This window comes from Algibacter mikhailovii (assembly GCF_014651495.1).
Classification (GTDB): Bacteria; Bacteroidota; Bacteroidia; order Flavobacteriales; family Flavobacteriaceae; genus Algibacter_E; species Algibacter_E mikhailovii.
In genome coordinates this window covers 1-15,533 of record NZ_BMWZ01000009.1, presented here as the reverse complement: position 1 = coordinate 15,533, position 15,533 = coordinate 1, and the positions used below count along the sequence as shown (strand labels likewise).

Sequence of the window (15,533 nt, the reverse complement as noted above, 5' to 3'; positions counted from 1 at the left end):
GCATGATACTTTGACGCTCCATAAGATTTGAGGACTTGAATTGTTTGTATGTTCTTATTTACTAAATTTTGTCAGTTCGGAATAGCTTATAAGATTTCCCTTTTTGTTATAGGTTTCATTTTTTACCATGCCAATACCTTCAGAAACCCATTCTTTAATTGAAAAAGTATGAGTCATTCCCATTTTCATTTCAGAAGTATAGCTTAAAATATAACAGTCAAACGTTCCTGCAGGGGTTGTTATAGATTCTTTTGTATCAACTTTCCGGTCTACCATGTTAATGGTCATGGTCATTTTCATACCACTCATATTAATCGCCATATTCATATTGGCATCATTAAGAGTTTGGCCAATTTCAAGATCTTTAGGGAATTCAATATTGGTGCCTGTCATATCAACGTCCATATCCTTATATTGTTTGAAAAGTTCAGGACTCATTAATGATTTGAAATCAATGGAAATGCTATTCCCTTCGCAGGTGACATCATATTCAGTAGTTGTAATTTCTTTTCCTTTAGCGTCGAAAATTTGCGTTTCAAGTGTCGCAACATGATTGTCAATATTGGTTACCTTATAACTAACATGTCCCTCTTTTTTTCCTTTCTTGTTGAAATTGGTAATCTCAAATTGAGCGCCTTCTTCAAAAGGATAATACGCGTTACATGTGTCTTGTGCTACTAAAGGCAAGCAAATATGAAAGGCGAGTAAGACAACTATATATTTTGTTTTCATGATATTATATTTTTACAAATTCTACGCGTCTATTTTGTGCCTTACCAGCAACAGTACTGTTGTCATCAACAGGTTCACTTTCGCCTTTGCCTACGGCCTCTAATCTACTACCAGATACTTTGTAAATAACTTTAAGAGCTTCTTTTACAGCCTCTGCACGTGCTTTTGATAGTTTTAAGTTGTCTGCTTCAGAGCCATCCGCATCGGTATGCCCAATAATATTTAATTTTATAGTATCGTCTTGCATAAGTACTTGTGAAATTTGTCGTACGATACCTAAAGATTGTGGTTGAATATTAGCAGATCCTGAATCAAATAGGATGCCATTGGTTGAAATTTTACCTTCACTAAGAAGTTTACGTCTTAAATCAACACCTCCTTCAGCTACTTTTAAATTCCTTATAAATACGCGTTCTTCACCATCTTTAAAGTTATTAATATGGAATTTGATATAATTTAAAACATTGAGTTCTTCAATGAATCTTGGTATATCAACATATTTAGTTTGGTTTACCCAAAGACGATAGCGTTGTTTTGTAACTGAAATTGCAATATGGGGTTGGTTTTTTACTTCATTACGAATATCTGCCTTAATTGCAGAATTGATGTCACCTCCTCCTCGATTGAAATAATTTGACATTCTGATATTAAATACCCCAAATTGCCCGAAAGGCAATGACGCTGATACATAGTGCTCAGAACCCGCATCAAATTTGTCGTTATCACTAATAACTAGATTTAATCTAGCCGTTGATGATGTTTTTTGACTTATACCTTGGGTCAGGATATCGAATTCAATGGTGTAATCTTCTGGAAGGTTTTTTACGTCCGGGATATAATAAATGTTATAGCCTGGTTTAAATTCAAACCAATTACCATCAATTTTATTGAACTTTACAACTTCACCTGAAGCATTAGTATTCCATTTGCTAGGAAAGTCACCAACAAAATCTTGTGAGAAATCCTCAAAGAATAAAACTTTATCTCCCGGGACAAAATCGTATTTGCTATAAGCTTCTAGGCCATCAGAGACATTTGAAGGGATCACATTAGGAGCTGCTATAGACGGGACAGATTCGTTTTCGGAATTATTATTTATTGGAGTTGAGGTGTCAGTATTAACTTTTTGAGGTTCTTTCGTGTTTTTGCCTACTCCGAAAAGTAAATCTTTAGCAGTTAAAATACTATATTTTAAAGCTTTTTTTGCTTTGTTCATGTTTAAGGTGGCTCTGCCATGGGTAATAACACTGAGCCCCTCAAGGTCTCCTAAAATATCAGGGGCACTGTCGCTTAAACCTTCTAAATCACTTAGTGCAGACTCTAAGGTATTAAAATCTTCGTCTTCAAGTGGTTTTTTAGCTTTAACATACCCATCATATTTATAAACCTTCTCATAAATATCAAAAGATTCAGAAACAAATATGTCTACACTTGAAACACCAATGGTGTTTTTGGGTCTTTTGAGTTGCTTTGTTTGAGCTTGCGTCGTAGAAATGAACAATCCTGCAACAACATATAAAGTTATGATGCGACACACGCATTGAGGGAATTTCATTGAATGTCAATTAATTAATAGCTAGCCTAAAGATAGAAATTACTTTTGCTTCAACAAAATGTTAGGCTAATTCATTTGGTATAAAATTATTGAGTTAGCATCGCCTATAGTAATAAATTCAAGGTTTTTGTCTTTGTCAATATTATCTAATTCAATGCTAGAGTTTCCGTATACAGGGAAGTTAGGTAATAGCTTTGACTGGCTATCAAAAAGGTACACTTTATGTGACTGAATATCTGTTGTAGAAACATAAATTTTATCATTAATATAAAATATTTTAGGGTTCGAATAATCTCCAAAATCTAATTCAGTCGTTCTGTTTTTTATAGATAATTTGTTTTCGCTTTGCGTGATTAAAGTCTTACTGGTTGTTTCTAAGAAATGATTTTTAGATAAATTCAATCGTTTTTGAGATACATTACCCCTGGTGTCAATTGATATTAAATCACCAGAATCTGTAGTTGTAGTAAAGGTGTTATTGTATAGATATAAGGGCTGGGATGAATAGTTGTGTGATGATTTAGGTTTAATTCTTGTTTTACCTAAACGGTCCAAAATATAGATTTTGTTCGCAGTCTTAATAGTGATATAATCCTTAGTGCCAATTCTAAAATGTTTGGGTTGTGTTAAAATGGTGCTATTGGCAGAATTAAACTTAAAACCTCTAACAATTTTACCTTTTACGGTATACATTAAAACGTTTTTGCCTTGGGTGACTAATAACCTGTAGTTTTTACGCTTGTCATAATCAAAAACCGCAAGGGGTTGTGTAATTTCATGTTTGAATTTTAACGAAAACGGCTTTACTTCTTTTCCATTTCTTGCTAAAACATACACTCTATTTGGCGTGGCAAACGCTAATTGAAGTCTGCCATTTTTATAAATATCAATTTGCTCAATCTTTCCTAATACAGGACCTTGTAATTGCTTTTTCCAGAGTATTTTTCCTTTATTTGAGATTAAATATAAATTGTTTTTAACGTCCTGAACTACAATTTCTTTTTCATTTGTAATATGGTTAATCACAAATTGTGGGGTGTTCAATACGTCTGCACTCAATTTAATATTGAGTTCTTCAGAAACGGAATTAGCCCTTGTTTTGCTTTTACTTTTTGTAATGATGCCATTTACATGGGCGAAATTATTATCATAAATAAATTGAATGCCCGTGGCATCATAACGTTTTAGGCTGTAACTTTTATTTTCCTCTAGGTTTTTATCTATAATGCTTTTTAAACTAGATGCGTTTATTATTTGAAGTAAAGAAGAGGCATCACTTAACTTATCACTAGATGATTTGAAATAGGCTTTGTCTGCTAACGTCGTTTTATTTTGAAAGCTAGCAATAATATTTTGAAGTATTTCAAGGTCTTCAGCAAAGATAAAGAAGTTGTCAATAATACAATATAGCTTAGCATTACTATGGCTAATCAACGGTTTGAAAGTTTTGGCAAACAAAGCTGGCTGACTAAAATTAAATAAGGAGATTCCTCTGTAGGTGTCTGTTTGTGTTTGTTCATTCAATAAGGCGTCATGCGTTGCAATTACATCTAAAGTATTTAATATAATAGCGCGCTTTTTACCTTGGTAAATAACGCCCACCTCTATAATATCATTGAAAAGGGCAGCATTATTTGCAATAGAATCTTGATTGTTAAATTTTGCCAGATTAGTTCCAAACGTTTTATAATTATCAAAGGTAAAACTCATGAAGCCATCGCAATTGGCGGGAGCTATGCGATAGGTTTGATTTTCTTGAGGAATAGTGTTTTTGAAAATATTTATTAAACTTTTGGTTGAATCTTCGGCTATGGTAATCCCGTTAAAGTAAATGCCGTCTTGATTAAGTTCAACATCTGCTACTATGCTTTGGGTAAAAGAATTGATAGAAAGGGAATCTTCAATGAACATGGATTTTAGAAAAGTACTATTCTCACTAATTCCAATTGAAAAGGTTTTGTCATTACTCGTTGTGTTGAAAATTTTATCTAAAGTGATGTATTTTTCAGTTGGCGTGAAAATGCCTTCTACAATAGATTTTGATGACGATGCAAAGAAAGTACTATCAATATGAGCACTGTAAAAGCTAGTGTTGTTGATAGTAGATTTGATGATTGTTTTGTCATTATAAGAGAGGGTTTCCTCTTTGTAGTCTGTTAATGAGTCGGTTTTAAAAAGCCCTTTATGCAGCCTCGTAATAATAGAGAATTGTAAACTGTCATTGTTATCCTTGGAAAAACAGAATAAAATATCTGATTCTGGTCTAAATACAGATAGGTTGCCTATTTTTTTTTGAAGTGTGGCATAGGCATTTGTTTTAGAAAATCTTTGAAGGAAATCATTATTGGTAATGGCACTTTCTAAGCTTTCCATATTAGAGACCTTAATAATGGCCATTGCATTTGCAGGTGCAAAATCTAGAAGTTTAGTTCTTTGTGTTTTAGAATTTGTGCATCCTACAATACATAAAAGAAGGAGGGCGAAGGCAAAAAATCTCATGGACAGAATTAATTTCTACAAACCTAATATTTTTTTTTATGCATTGAAAGATTATCAGTCTATCTTTAGGGCTTCAGGCAGTAGTCTGAATGATTTTCTGTGATATTTTGTAATGCCATACCTTCTTATGGCTTCTCGGTGAGCCTTAGTGGGGTATCCTTTATTTTGTTTCCAATTATACATGGGGAATTCTTCATGTATTTTATCCATATATAAATCACGATACGTTTTTGCTAAAATTGAGGCTGCTGCAATACTTAAGTATTTACCATCTCCTTTTATAATGGTTTCGTGGGGTATGTCATTGTAGGCTTTAAATTTGTTCCCATCTACAATAATAAACTCGGGTATTGGCTTTAAAAGGTCTATGGATTTGTGCATGGCCAAAATGGAGGCGTTAAGAATATTGATGCGATCAATGTCTTCTTGAAAAACATGAGCTACCCCAAAACTTAAGGCTTGTTTTTCAATTATAGGTTTTAAATCAAAACGTTTCTTTTCACTTATTTGTTTCGAATCATTTAAGATGCTATTCTTAAATTTTTTAGGCAGAATAACGGCAGCAGCGGTAACCGGACCGGCTAAACAACCTCGACCTGCTTCGTCAGTTCCGCATTCTAGAAAATATTTAGAGTGATATTTTAATAACATGAAGCTAAAGTATTGATAAATTGTAAAATGACTTTTAAGGTCTAGGATTGATATCTAAAAAAAGAAAGGGAAAATACATCTTTGTGTTTAGCAGTCAAAGGATATGGGAATATTTTTTCTTGAGGAAAAGTTATAGTATTGAGCAATTAGATGGAGTTTTTTTAAAGAACGGCTTGTTTCTTTTATTTTTTATTAAGAAATTTACATCTGACTAACTCAAATAAAAATCTATGAAATTGAAATTGACCGGGTTGTTAGCACTCTTTTTTGTGCTTTCAATTCAACTAATCAATGCTCAGCAAAAACAGGTTTCTGGTAAGGTGACAGATGAATATGGGCTACCGCTTGAAGGTGTTACTGTTATCGTAAAAGGCACAAGCAGAGGTGTTGTTTCAGATTTTGATGGTGTTTATGCCATTTTCGCTAGTGAAGGTGAAGAACTAAAAGTCAGTTTCATTGGAATGAAAACTCAGACGGTTCTTATTGGTGCTGAAACTACGATTGATTTGACAATGGTAGAAGACCTTGAAGATTTAGATGCCGTTGTAATTACCGGGTATCAAAATGTAGAACGTGAGCTTTTTACCGGAGCATCTCAAACCATAAAAGCAAGGGACATTAAACTCGATGGTGTGGCCGATATTTCAAGAGCCTTAGAAGGACGCGCGGCTGGTGTAAGTGTGCAAAATGTAACTGGTACTTTTGGCGCAGCACCGAGAATCACCATTAGAGGCTCATCCTCTATTTTAGGTGATACCAAGCCCATATGGATTATTGATGGTGTTATCCAAGAAGAAATTGTGAATTTATCCGTTTCAGACTTGGTTTCTGGAGACCCAAATACGTTATTGAGCTCTGCAGTTGCTGGTTTGAATGCGTCAGATGTTGAAAGTTTCGAGATTTTAAGAGATGCCTCAGCCTCAGCCCTATATGGTGCTAGAGCCTTAAATGGTGTGGTAGTCATTACCACAAAATCAGGTAAGAAAAACCAAAAGCCTTTGGTTAACTATTCCGTTGAAGTTGCCGTTAGAGATGTTCCTCGGTATACAAATTATGACCAGTTAAATTCTCAAGAAACAGTTTCTATTTATAGAGAGATGGAGTCTAAAGGATTTCTAGATTTACCAACCTCTTTTCAAGGACGTTTTGGAGGTATCTATAATATCATGTATCGTGCTATTAACAATTATGATGCTGGTACAGGACAGTTTCAATTGCAAAATACACCTGAGGCAAGGGCAAAATTCCTTCAACAGTATGAGCTAGCAAATACAGATTGGTTTAATACGCTTTTTAGTGCAGCACCAACACAAACACATACTTTGAGTTTTTCTAGTGGTAGTGAAAACGCTACCTCATACGCTTCCCTTGGTTATTATACAGATCCCGGATGGACTATTGCAGACAGGGTGAGAAGATTAACAGGTAATTTAAGAAATACTTATTATCTCTCAGATGATAGATTAAAAATTACTACGCAGTTAATAGGGTCTATGAGAAATCAATTGGCGCCAGGTACAGGAAATAGGCAGGAGGATGTTGTAGGCGGTTCATTTACCCGAGATTTTGATATCAATCCTTTTAGCTATGCGCTTAATACCAGTAGGGCATTAAGACCAAGGGATAATGACGGGAATTTGGAATACTCAAGATATAACTGGGCACCTTTTAACATCCTTGAAGAAATTGATAACAATTCACTAGAATTGAATGTAGCTGATATTAAATTTCAGGGCCAAGCTGAATTTACAATTAATGATAATTGGACCTATAACTTTTTAGGCTCTGCTCGATTTGTTACGTCTAATGGAGAACAATCACAAACAGAGAATTCAAATGTTGCAGGCGCCTACAGAGCTAATGAGACGACCATAGTTCAAGATCAAAATGTATTCTTATTTACTGACCCTGATGAACCTAATTCAAGGCCAAGAGTTGTTTTGCCAGTAGGCGGAATCTTAACTACAAGGAAGAATACCTTAACAACATACACTTTTAGAAATACCATTGATTTTAATAAAACCTACCAGGATGTTCACGGCATACGGGTTTATGCGGGACAAGAATATAGATATACCGATAGGAGTCAAAGTTCAAATACAGGGTATGGATATCAGTTCTCTAGAGGCGGAACAGTGTTTACAGACCCAGATATTTTGAAGAAAGCTATTTTGGAGGGCAATGATTATTTCTCATCATTTGAAACAAGGCAGCGCGAGATGTCATTTTTTGCCAATGTTACCTATGATTATAACAAAAAGTATGTGCTGAATGTTACAGGTAATTATGAAGGTTCAAATCGTGCCGGTAAATCTGATGACACAAGATGGTTACCTACCTATACCATTGGTGGGAAATGGAACATTGATAAAGAAGATTTTATCCAGAATTCAAATGTTATTTCCAGTATGGCGTTTAGGCCCAGTTATGGTCTTGTAGCTTTATTGGCAGATAACGCAACCAATAATTTACCGGTTTTTAGAAATCAAATCACAGACCGATTGTTTTCTAATGATAGAGAGAATTTTATTGATATTGAAGATTTACAAAATACCGAGTTAACTTGGGAGAAGACGCTGGAGTTAAATTTAGGTTTGGATATCGGATTATTCAACAATAGAATAATGATGAATCTAGATGTGTATTCTAGACAAGGAAAAGATTTAATTGATTTAATTAGGACTACGGGTATTGGCGGACAATCTATTAAGTTGGGTAATAATTCTGAAATGACTACAAAAGGGATAGAGTTTCAGATAAATACAGTGAACATTGATACAGACGATTTTAATTGGAAAACAGGATTTAATATCTCGCATTTCAATCAGGAAGTGACCTCCTTAAAGCAAGAAGCAAATGTTTTTGATTTAGTCACGGGAACAGGACGCGGAAATGCTGTTGGTTTTCCTAAGGGGTCTTTGTTTTCATACAGATTTGATGGACTGAATGAATTTGGTCTCCCGCAATTTTTAACAGATGATCCAGATTATAATCCTGCAGACCCATACGATTTAATTGATTTTCAAGATACCGAAAATGTTTTGGATTACTTAGTTTATGAAGGCGGAACAGAACCAAACCTAACTGGAGGATTGGCTAACAATTTTAGATATAAGAATTGGGATTTTAGTTTTTTCATTTCCTTTTCAGCTGGAAATAAAATTAGGTTGAACCCATCCTTTGCTTCAGAATATACTGATTTGGATGTGTTTCCAAGAGAATTTGTGAATAGATGGATAGCCCCAGGAGATGAGGCTATTACTAATGTGCCCGCCATAGCTTCCCAAAGTGTACTTCAGTCTTTTGGTGAAAACAATTTAGAAAGAGCCTATAATGCCTATAATTACTCTACCGAGCGCGTCGCAGATGGCGGTTTTGTAAGAATGAAAAATATAACATTAGGGTATTCTTTAGATTCAATAACAATCAAAAAGATGGGCTTGTCAAACTTTAGGATGAGTTTGCAAACTACCAATCCTTTCTTAATATATTCTGATTCGAAGTTAGGAGGACAAGATCCAGAATTTTTTAGATCTGGGGGTGTGGCTTATCCTATTACAAGAATGTTTACCTTTTCATTATATGTTGGGTTTTAATAAAAAATAGTATGAAGCAAATGAAATATAGAATTATAACAGTTTTTTGTTTATTTCTGATGATATCGTCATGTGATGCTGTTCTTGATGAAACACCAGATAATAGAACGACCATAGATTCACCTGAAAAAATAGCAGAATTATTGGTAGGGGCTTACCCAGAAGCGGCATATGCCTCTTTTTTGGAGCCCATGACTGATAACGCCGGAGATAAAGGACCTAGTGCAGAGGAAGTCCGTGTTAATCAGGAAATGTTTTTCTGGAATGATATTAATGATACTGATGACGATACGCCAACTAATTATTGGAATGATACTTATGCCGCCATTGCTCAGGCCAATCAGGCCTTGGCTTCTATTAATGATCTTGGCGGGGGAAGTGAATACAATGCCTTAAAGGGTGAAGCCTTACTTTGTAGGGCTTATAGTCACTTTATGTTAGTGAGTATATTTTCTAAGGCCTATGATCCAGCTACGGCAAATACTGATTTAGGGATAACTTATATCACAGAACCTGAAACAGTGCTTCTAGGAAATTATGAAAGAGGAAATGTGGCTAATGTCTATGAAAATATTAGAAAAGATATTGAAGAAGGCATTGCTTTGATAGAAGATACTTATGGCGTTCCAGCGTATCATTTTACTAAAAGTGCGGCACATGCTTTTGCTTCTAGATTCTATTTAAATACAGGAGAATGGCAAAAAGTGATAGATCATAGTACTCAGGCGTTGGGTGGGAATGATTTAAGTGTTTTAAGAAATTGGGCCGGACAATACAGGCCAAGAACCTATTCTGAACAAACCACACAATATATATCGTCTTCTGCGGTGCAAGAACCGGCTAATCTATTACTAGTTTCAGCTTCTTCGCCTTTTAATCGGTATCATTTTTCAGCGCGATATCAATTAACTAATGGGAAACGCGATGAGCTTTTTCCTTTCAGAAATGAAACAGGTAAGCAGTCTGCTTATCAAGTTTTTGGAAGTAATGATTTGTTTTATAATGTACCAAAATTTACGGAGTATTTTAAAGTTACAAATCAAGCTGCTAGTACAGGTGAAGCTTATGTTACTTTTGTTTTGTTATCAACTGATGAGGTAATTTTAAACAGGGCCGAAGCCCATGCTATGATAGGTCAATTAGATAAGGCTACTGAAGATGTTAATAAATCGTATGCTGTAAAAACCATGGAATATGATCCGGCTACCGATGCTTTTTCTGTATCTGATATACAAACCATTTTTGAGCCAGAAAACCCCAATATTTATGCGCCTTTTTATGCCATACCAGCCGAATCCTTATCTTTTATAAATGCTGTGTTAGAGTTAAAGCGGACTATTTTTTACAATGAAGGTTTGCGTTGGTTTGATATTAAAAGACATCATATAGAAGTGGAACATTTGGATATTTTTGGTAATAGTTTTGTCTTGCCTAAGGGGGATTTAAGAAGGGCAATTCAAATACCAGAAGCGGCTCAATCTTTTGGAATAGAGGAAAATCCAAGGTAAACAACTAAAAATAAAGCTATGAAGAATAATATAAAAATATATCTAGTTTGCTTGATTGCACTAAGCTATATGGCTTGCAGCGATGGATCAGATAGTGTTGGAGCGTCTCAAATTGATACCAATCCACCAATCTTAAATACTTTAGATATTTGGTTAAGAAATAATTTCGTGCAACCTTATAATATAGAGGTGCTTTATAAATGGGATATCAATGATACCGATGTTGATCGGTTTTTGCATCCACCTTTTGAAGCCAGCGTAAGACCGGTAGCTAATGCTTTACAAAAAGCTTGGATAGAGCCATATACAACTGTTGGTGGGCCTGATTTTATTAAGAAAATAGCACCGCGTCAATTTACTTTTGTTGGAAGTTTTAATTTTAACCCGAATAGTCCAACAATTACATTAGGTGTTGCTGAAGCAGGAACAAAAATAACCCTTTTTAATATTGATTTTTTAGATTTTACGGATATAAACAGTATAAAACAACCATTAAAAACCGTTCAACATGAATACGGACATATATTAAATCAGAACATTCCGTTTGATGTGAGTTATGGGCAGATTAACCCAGAAAATTATACAGCACAATGGTTTAATAGAACAGACGAAGAGGCCAGAGAGTTAGGTTATATAACGGCCTATGGGTCTAGTCAAGAGGGTGAAGATTTTGTTGAAATGGTTTCGGAAATGTTAACTAATTCTAAAGCAGATTTTGATGCTATAGTAGATGGCATTGTAAGTGATAACGCCAGAAGTATAATTAGACAAAAAGAAGCTATTGTTGCAGAATATTATTTAACAAATTTTGGTATTGATATTTATGAACTACAAGATTTAATAGATAAGGCAACACAAGATTTAGTAAAATAAGAACTATGAAAAGTATTAATATAAAGATTTGGTTTATTAGCTTTTTGGCGGTTTGCAGCATGTCATGTAATAATGATGATGGTCAAGAGCTTTTTGCTGATTCGCCAGCAGAACGTATTGCTAATAGAAATGCCGAACTGACTAATTTATTGATTTCTCAAAATCAAGGTTACAAAGCTGTGTATTTTTCTAAAAATGATGAGTTTGGTGGATTTACCTATTACATGCAGTTTAATGCAGATGGTACCGTTGGCATGACTTCAGATTTTGATGCCGAAACAGCAATTGAATTCTCTTCGTATGAGGTAAGACTAGGGACAACTAATGAATTGGTATTTACTACAAGAAATCATATACAAAAAGTGAGTAATCCTTCTTTTCCTGGACTAGTGGGAACAGGTTATAAAGGAACTTCAGTATTTCAGTATTTTAAGAATGAAAATGGCGTGCTTACATTTAGAGATGTTAGAAATAGTGACTCGGGATTTCTAGTTTTAACGCCTACTAATTTTGCTGATTTTGAAACAGAAAGTGTTGCAAAGGCAGAGGCCTCTTTAGCGCAGCGCGAAAACATTCTTCCTACACCAACATCATCAGTGTTTCAGCTTTTGAGTATTGAAAATGCCAATGGGCTTTCTAGTTTTAATTTTAATTATGATCCACTTAGGTTGTATGCTTCTCCAAGGATTACCTTAGATGATGGCTCAGTGACCGAATTTAATTTTGGATTAAGTTTTACTGAAAATGGTCTAGTAATTAGTCCTGTTTTAGAATTTGAAGGTGAAGTTTATGAAGAATTTATTTATGATAGTAGTTCATCAAGCTATATTTCTGAAGTTAATGGTACCACCGCTAAAATTCTTTTTAGCAATGAGCCCGCTTTTATAGGAAGAGATGTTTTTGATTTATTAGAAATTGGTGGTGATGGTTATTTGTATAGACCAGGATTAGGATCTAATCCTTTAACTTCTCCGGGACATGACGCCATAATCGCTGAAGTTAATGAGAATTTAAGTGGGTTTGGCTTGTCTTTCTTTGACTACATTTTATTTCTAGATTTTGAAAGTGATAATTGCTTGAGCCAGTTGTTAATTAGAGTGCAGAACGCCAACGGTGATATCTTTAATGCATTTTATTGCTTTGAAAGAGCAGTCATTCAGGATAGAAAATTGTTTCTAACCTATGCAGGTCCTGCTCAAGGAAATGGCCCACTCTTAGAAGCCTCTGTGGCTCCTATAATTACCTTTTTCAACAGTACTGAAGGTATGATTTACACCAATGAAGGAAGTTTTTCTTCATCATTAGGAAGTTTTAGCAACCTGGCAGGAACTTTCACGAGTGTACAAAACCCATCGCAGAGAGTCTATGGTTTATTCTTTTAATTACTAAATAAATGGTATTGATTCGTGCTAAGAAACGCCTACAAAATTTCTGGTATTTTTAGTTTTGTTCTTGTAGACAAATAATTTTTTCATTTTATTACGTTATCATATTTTGTGTTTACCTTTGCGGGGTTTTAAAAGCAGTTATGAGAAGAATCATTAGCGTTTTATTTTTAGTTTGCTACATAAGTACTGCTTATGCCCAAAATAAATTAACTCTTGATGAAAATGAGACTAAAGAAGGAGTCTCTAAGAGCGATTCTTTAGCGCCAATAAAAAAGGCATCACCAAAAGAATCTACGAAATTGTCTGATGCGGCAGATAAGGATGGTGTTACCATCCATGACTATAAAATTATTTCCTATAAAAATGACACAACTTATGTGGATACCTCATTAACGATCCACAAAGATTATAAGCACAATTATTTAAGAAAGGATAATTTTGGGTTAATTCCATTTTCAAATTTAGGACAAACCTACAACACTTTAACGTATGACTTTGAGAATACGAAGTTAATGCCAAAGTTTGGTGCAAGAGCGCGACATTTCAATTACATGGAAATTGAAGATATAAATTACTACCGTGTGCCAACACCATTAACCGAACTATTTGCGCGAACTGCCTTTGAGCAGGGGCAGTTATTAGATGCCTTTTTTACTGCAAATTTATCGCCACAATATAACTTCTCTATAGCTTATAAAGGTTTACGTTCATTAGGTAAATATTTACACATATTAACAAGTACAGGTAATTTTAGATTTACGTCAAATTACCAAACAAAAAATAATAGGTATAAGGTTAGGGGGCATATTGTAATACAAGATTTGTTAAACCAAGAAAATGGGGGACTGCCAGATATTAGTGTCGAAAATTTTGAGAGTGGAGACCCTGAGTTTATTGAACGATCACAATTAGAAGTTAATTTTACAGATGCTGAAAGCGTATTGGAAGGAAAACGTTTTCATTTAGATCATAGCTATGAAATTTTAAACCCGAATGATTCTTTAGCAAATAATGCTATTAAACTAAGCCATACCATTTCATATACAGATAAGCATTATTCATACGCACAAACCTCTGCTCAAACTGAATTTTTTGGAGATTCCTTTAATTCTAGTAATTTGTTTGATAGAACGGAGCTCACGGACTTGTATAATCAATTCAGGTTAAACTATAGCAATAATATTATAGGGGACTTGCAAGTGAATGCAAGTAATAATCATTATAATTATGGCTACAATAAATTAGTTATTCTTGATGGTGAAACAATTATTAATAGACTAAAGGGAGATATATATTCAGTTGGAGCAAAATATCATAAGCTGTATAAAGGTTTTGAGCTTAATGGAGACATTGGGGTTAATGTGTCTGGAGATTTTGATGGCAATTACATAAAGGCAGACGCTGCATTTAAAATCAATGATGATCTCTCCGCTAAGGGGTCTATTAATCATAGCTCCAAAGCACCAAATTTTAATACGCTACTTTATCAGAGTAATTATATAAACTATAATTGGCAGAATACATTTAATAATGAAGAAACCCAGCAAATTGCATTTGAAATTGAGTCAAAGAAAATAGGAAATGTCACGGTTGATTATTCAACAATTGATAACTATGTTTATTTTAAGGAAGATGCTAATTCAGGTCAAGTGGCATCCTTCCAAAATAGCAATACAATAAATTACTTGAGGGTGCGATTTCAAAACGAAATTAAGTTTGGCAAGTTTGCCCTCAATAACACGATTGAATATCAGAACGTGAAGGACAATGACACAGTATTGAACGTGCCTGAATTTAATACGCGTAATACATTATATTTCTCATCGCACTTATTTCAAAAAGCATTGTTTTTGCAAACAGGTATTACATTTAATTACTTTACGAAGTATTATATGAATGCCTATAATCCTGTTTTGGCCGAATTCTATGTTCAAACCGATAAGCAGTTTGGTAATTTTCCACGCTTTGATTTCTTTATAAATGCAAAACTACGTACAGCACGGTTGTATTTAAAATTTGAGCATTTCAATTCTCCATTTACGGGGTATAACTACTATTCAGCTCCAGCAAACCCGTATAGAGATTCCATCATACGTTTTGGTCTAGTTTGGAACTTCTTCATGTAGTATTTAGGGGCCTCCCTTTCTTCTTAGAATTAAATCAATGACATTATATATATAGAGGTGTTTGTTTTTTGGTATGCAGCAGAGGTGCTGTTGCTATGATAATGGGTTGTCTTTAAAGAAAGGTGTTTATTTGTTTAGATGGTAATTCACAATTAAGTATTCTTATTTACGGTAGTCTCACATTAAAGATGGATGTATTAAATACTACATATACAGAAATAAATTACATTTAATACTCAAAAGGGGTTTATCTATTGGGTTAATTAGGTATAAAGTCAAAAAAGATTTGTGCTGTAAGTGTTGGTGTATAAGGTGTTTAGTGCTTAATAAAAAAAAGGTTTAAAAAAAGGTTCAAAAAAGTTTGTTTGTGGATAATAAATGGTGGTATATTTGCAGCCGCTAAAAACGGTAGTATATGTTTGCGGCAATACGTTCTACAGGTAATATTTTGGATTGATTAAAAGGGATTAAAATTTTTTTTAAAAAAAACTAAAAAAACTATTGTGGGATTAAAAAAGGGTTTTATATTTGCACCCGCTTAGCAAGGAAACGCGTTAAGAAAGAAAGATAAAAAAGTTCATAAACATATTGAATTGACAGCGTAA

General features: G+C 34.2%; 9 protein-coding genes. 5 read left to right on the top strand and 4 right to left on the bottom strand.

Annotated elements, in window-relative coordinates; genetic code table 11:
• Positions 1-54: 54 nt before the first annotated feature.
• The 4 genes from IE051_RS16215 to rnhB form a co-directional block, all read right to left on the bottom strand.
• Positions 55-732, bottom strand: a complete 678-nt coding sequence (locus IE051_RS16215; protein WP_189362462.1) for a TapB family protein — start codon at positions 730-732, stop codon at positions 55-57.
• A gap of 4 nt (positions 733-736) precedes the next feature.
• On the bottom strand, positions 737-2,287 hold the full coding sequence (locus IE051_RS16210) for an OmpA family protein (RefSeq protein ID WP_189362461.1): 1,551 nt from the start codon (positions 2,285-2,287) through the stop codon (positions 737-739).
• Positions 2,288-2,353: 66 nt separating this feature from the next.
• Positions 2,354-4,786 carry a ribonuclease HII gene (locus IE051_RS16205; RefSeq protein WP_189362460.1) on the bottom strand — a complete coding sequence of 811 codons (2,433 nt, stop codon included), beginning with the start codon at positions 4,784-4,786 and terminating at the stop codon, positions 2,354-2,356.
• A gap of 54 nt (positions 4,787-4,840) precedes the next feature.
• Complete coding sequence (gene rnhB / locus IE051_RS16200; RefSeq protein ID WP_189362459.1) at positions 4,841-5,437, bottom strand: ribonuclease HII; 597 nt, start codon at positions 5,435-5,437, stop codon at positions 4,841-4,843.
• 230 nt (positions 5,438-5,667) lie between these two features.
• Here rnhB and IE051_RS16195 point away from each other — a divergent pair, with 230 nt between their 5' ends.
• From IE051_RS16195 to IE051_RS16175, 5 genes are all read left to right on the top strand, one after another.
• A complete protein-coding gene (locus IE051_RS16195) occupies positions 5,668-9,033 on the top strand; it encodes a SusC/RagA family TonB-linked outer membrane protein (protein ID WP_189362458.1) in 3,366 nt (1,121 codons plus the stop codon).
• 20 nt (positions 9,034-9,053) lie between these two features.
• Positions 9,054-10,541, top strand: a complete 1,488-nt coding sequence (locus IE051_RS16190) for a RagB/SusD family nutrient uptake outer membrane protein (protein ID WP_189362457.1) — start codon at positions 9,054-9,056, stop codon at positions 10,539-10,541.
• A gap of 18 nt (positions 10,542-10,559) precedes the next feature.
• The gene (locus IE051_RS16185) at positions 10,560-11,414 is read left to right on the top strand and encodes a zinc-binding metallopeptidase (protein WP_189362456.1); all 855 of its coding nucleotides are present in this window, start codon (positions 10,560-10,562) and stop codon (positions 11,412-11,414) included.
• Positions 11,415-11,419: 5 nt separating this feature from the next.
• Positions 11,420-12,796 (top strand): DUF4302 domain-containing protein, encoded by a 1,377-nt coding sequence (locus tag IE051_RS16180; RefSeq protein WP_189362455.1) that lies wholly within the window; start codon positions 11,420-11,422, stop codon positions 12,794-12,796.
• A gap of 146 nt (positions 12,797-12,942) precedes the next feature.
• A complete protein-coding gene (locus IE051_RS16175; RefSeq protein WP_189362454.1) occupies positions 12,943-14,928 on the top strand; it encodes a putative porin in 1,986 nt (661 codons plus the stop codon).
• Positions 14,929-15,533: the final 605 nt, after the last annotated feature.

What these genes read in the sequence shown, in the direction of transcription:
- IE051_RS16215 (WP_189362462.1), bottom strand. Translation starts at nt 732, where the DNA reads ATGAAAACAAAATATATAGTTGTCTTACTCGCCTTTCATATTTGCTTG.
- IE051_RS16210 (WP_189362461.1), bottom strand. Translation starts at nt 2,287, where the DNA reads ATGAAATTCCCTCAATGCGTGTGTCGCATCATAACTTTATATGTTGTT.
- IE051_RS16205 (WP_189362460.1), bottom strand. Translation starts at nt 4,786, where the DNA reads ATGAGATTTTTTGCCTTCGCCCTCCTTCTTTTATGTATTGTAGGATGC.
- rnhB (WP_189362459.1), bottom strand. Translation starts at nt 5,437, where the DNA reads ATGTTATTAAAATATCACTCTAAATATTTTCTAGAATGCGGAACTGAC.
- IE051_RS16195 (WP_189362458.1), top strand. Translation starts at nt 5,668, where the DNA reads ATGAAATTGAAATTGACCGGGTTGTTAGCACTCTTTTTTGTGCTTTCA.
- IE051_RS16190 (WP_189362457.1), top strand. Translation starts at nt 9,054, where the DNA reads ATGAAATATAGAATTATAACAGTTTTTTGTTTATTTCTGATGATATCG.
- IE051_RS16185 (WP_189362456.1), top strand. Translation starts at nt 10,560, where the DNA reads ATGAAGAATAATATAAAAATATATCTAGTTTGCTTGATTGCACTAAGC.
- IE051_RS16180 (WP_189362455.1), top strand. Translation starts at nt 11,420, where the DNA reads ATGAAAAGTATTAATATAAAGATTTGGTTTATTAGCTTTTTGGCGGTT.
- IE051_RS16175 (WP_189362454.1), top strand. Translation starts at nt 12,943, where the DNA reads ATGAGAAGAATCATTAGCGTTTTATTTTTAGTTTGCTACATAAGTACT.